General features: G+C 62.7%; 2 protein-coding genes. Both read right to left on the bottom strand.

Features of this window, described 5'->3' with window-relative positions; translation table 11 throughout:
* Window positions 1–456, bottom strand: a 456-nt coding sequence (locus VEK15_16620; GenBank protein HXV62327.1) for a M20/M25/M40 family metallo-hydrolase, incomplete at its 3' end; no start/stop codon positions are given.
* A 40-nt stretch (window positions 457–496) separates the two neighbouring features.
* Window positions 497–2,164 (bottom strand): serine hydrolase domain-containing protein, encoded by a 1,668-nt coding sequence (locus VEK15_16615; GenBank protein ID HXV62326.1) that lies wholly within the window; start codon window positions 2,162–2,164, stop codon window positions 497–499.
* Between the last annotated feature and the right edge of the window lie 342 nt (window positions 2,165–2,506).

Genomic DNA, 2,506 nt, shown 5'->3' with positions numbered 1-2,506 from the left:
GAGCGCGACGTTGAGGCGCTTGAGCAGCAGCATGGCCATCAGACAGGCGGTCAGATTGTCTTTGTCGTCGACGGCGCCGCGGGCGTAGACGTAGCCGCCGTCGCGGGTGGCGCTGAAGGGAGGAAAGGTCCACTTCTTGGGATCGACGTTGACGGTGTCGGTATGGGCCATGATGAGAAGCGGTTTCTTCGTGCCGGATCCCTCGAGCCTCGCGACGACGTTGGGACGGTGCGGCTCGAGAGCGAACGTCGCGACGGTAATTCCCTCGCCCTCGAGAACGGTCTTCAGATACTCGGCCGCGGGAGCTTCGCCGCCCGGGGGATCGGTCGTGTCGAAACGGACGAGCGCCTGGAAGTGCTCCAGGATCTCGCTCTCGAGCGCGGACCAGTCAGGCTCCGGAGGCTGAGCTAGCGCAGACGTGGCAGAAACGAGAAGGATGATTCCCGGTTTGAACATCCGCAGATTCTAGCGAGTTTCCAGCGGAAGCGCTGCACCTTCAATGGGTCGAGGAGTGTGCCTTTTCCGCCGTTCGTTGAAAGCGCATGTCGTAGACGCGAGGCAGGCGCAAGCTGAGGTCGACGACCCGGTTCGCGTCCCGGTGAAACCGGATGAATCCGAGCCCCGGCGCGTCGAACGCGTCCTCATACTCGGGTTGCAACACCACCTTCCAGCCCGGCCGTCGGTGCAGCGTCAGCTCGCCATCGACCACGGAGATGACGAAGTTTGTCTCGGCGTCGTAGCTCGTGTACTCACCTTCGTAGGCGCTCCGCTGCGCAGCATCCGGCGAGAATGGCTCCACCGGCTCGAAACGGTCGACGTCACCGTCCCCCGAGACCATCCGGATGCTGAGGCGTTCGCCGCTCGCGTTCTGCTCCACCGTGACGCGACGGCTTCCCGTGCTCGATTGAAACTCGCTGTCGGCGACGGGAACGAGTTGGATCCAGCCGTCGAGCTGCAGGGAACCGTTCTCGAGAGCAACGTGCAGCGGAACGCCCGTCGAAGTGTTCCGATAGAGCCCCGTGACGCGCGACAAGGCCTCGGCCGTGACCGGATGCTCCCGAGGCGCGACGGGAGGTTTCGCCTCATCACCCAGGTAGACTCGGGCTATCGCCTCGCCGGTTTCACTCGTCGGGACGTTCGAGGCATTGCAGAGCATTGCGACCGAGAGCTCCTGCTCCGGATAGCGTCCGAGAAACGCGCGATAACCGGATGTCGAGCCGGTATGGGTGATCGAAGGCACGCCGGCGAAGCTCGAGACCACGAGTCCCGAGGCGTAGGAGATTTGCCGACCATCGTTCAAACGCCCTCGCTCGAGCATCATCCGGGTGAAGTCGGCGCCCCCGAGCCGTCCGTCGCTCAGCGCCTGGTTCCAGAGGAGCAGGTCGCCGACTGTCGTCAGAATGCCGCCGTTTCCATGGACGTTCTCGATGGGGCGCATGATGGTGACATCCCCGTCCTCTACCGAGTAAGCCGTACTCCGATTCTTGACGATCCGCGTGTAGTCGTCGCGCCACTGCGTATGGGCCATCCCGAGAGGCTCGAAGAGGCGTTTCTTCGAGAACTCGGCAAAGGACATTCCGCTGACCCGGCTCACGATGATCGCGAGCAGATTGAACCCGGTATTGCAGTAGGAGTACTCGTGGCCCGGCTCGAAGTTGAGCGCGCTCTGACGGCTCACGATGTCGATAACGTGCGCGTGTGTATGAGTGCGTTCTTGCCGGCCCCAGCCGGAAATCCCGGCCACCGACCCCCAATCCCTGAGGCCGCTCGTGTGGTTCATCATGTGCCGGAGGGTTATGGTATCGCCGTAGTCGGGAACCTCGGGAACGTATTTCCTGACGTCATCGTCGAGAGAAAGCTTGCCGTCGAGGGCGAGCAGGATGACGGCGGCCGCAGTGAACTGTTTCGAGACCGATCCGCCCTCGAAGATCGTGTCGTGCGCGTTGGGAATATCGTGCTCGAGATCCGCCATCCCATAGGCGCGCGACAACACGGTGAGGCCTTTCTGCGCCACCCCCACCGCGCATCCCGGAGTTTTCAACGAGCTCCAGGGCTCGAATATCGCATCCACCTGCTGTGCCGCGTCGGGAGGCGGCTGCGCGGCCGCGAAGGGAAGGCTCGAGAGAACGAGAACGAGTGTCAGAGCGTGAAACGCGTGAGTCATGGGTTGCTCCCTGGGTTCGAGATCGGCGACAACTTACCCGCTACCCCCTCACCAGGTCAAAAGCCGTGAGGTGCTCTCTGGCGACATCGCCCAACAGCTCGTCGCTTCGTCCGCGTGTACCTCACTTTGAGGCTCTCGCCACCCGTCCATTGCGGGCGCTTTTCCGTGCGAGCGAAGTTCTCCCGACCGCCTGGCTGAATGGATGCGGCGAGGGAGGCTCTACTTTCGATAGACCTCGGAACGGTGGCCCAAAGTGATGAAGATGAGCTCGTCTTGCTGAACCTTGTAGATCAGGCGCCAATCGCCCACTCGCAGCTTGTACAGGCCCTTGAACTGGGCTCC

The sequence above is a fragment of the Vicinamibacteria bacterium genome (assembly GCA_035620555.1).
Taxonomy (GTDB): domain Bacteria; phylum Acidobacteriota; class Vicinamibacteria; order Marinacidobacterales; family SMYC01; genus DASPGQ01.
This window is presented reverse-complemented; position numbering and strand designations above follow the sequence as displayed.

Bases quoted from the DNA above. Each gene is read 5' to 3' on its own strand.
- VEK15_16615 (HXV62326.1), bottom strand. From the start codon at position 2,164: ATGACTCACGCGTTTCACGCTCTGACACTCGTTCTCGTTCTCTCGAGC.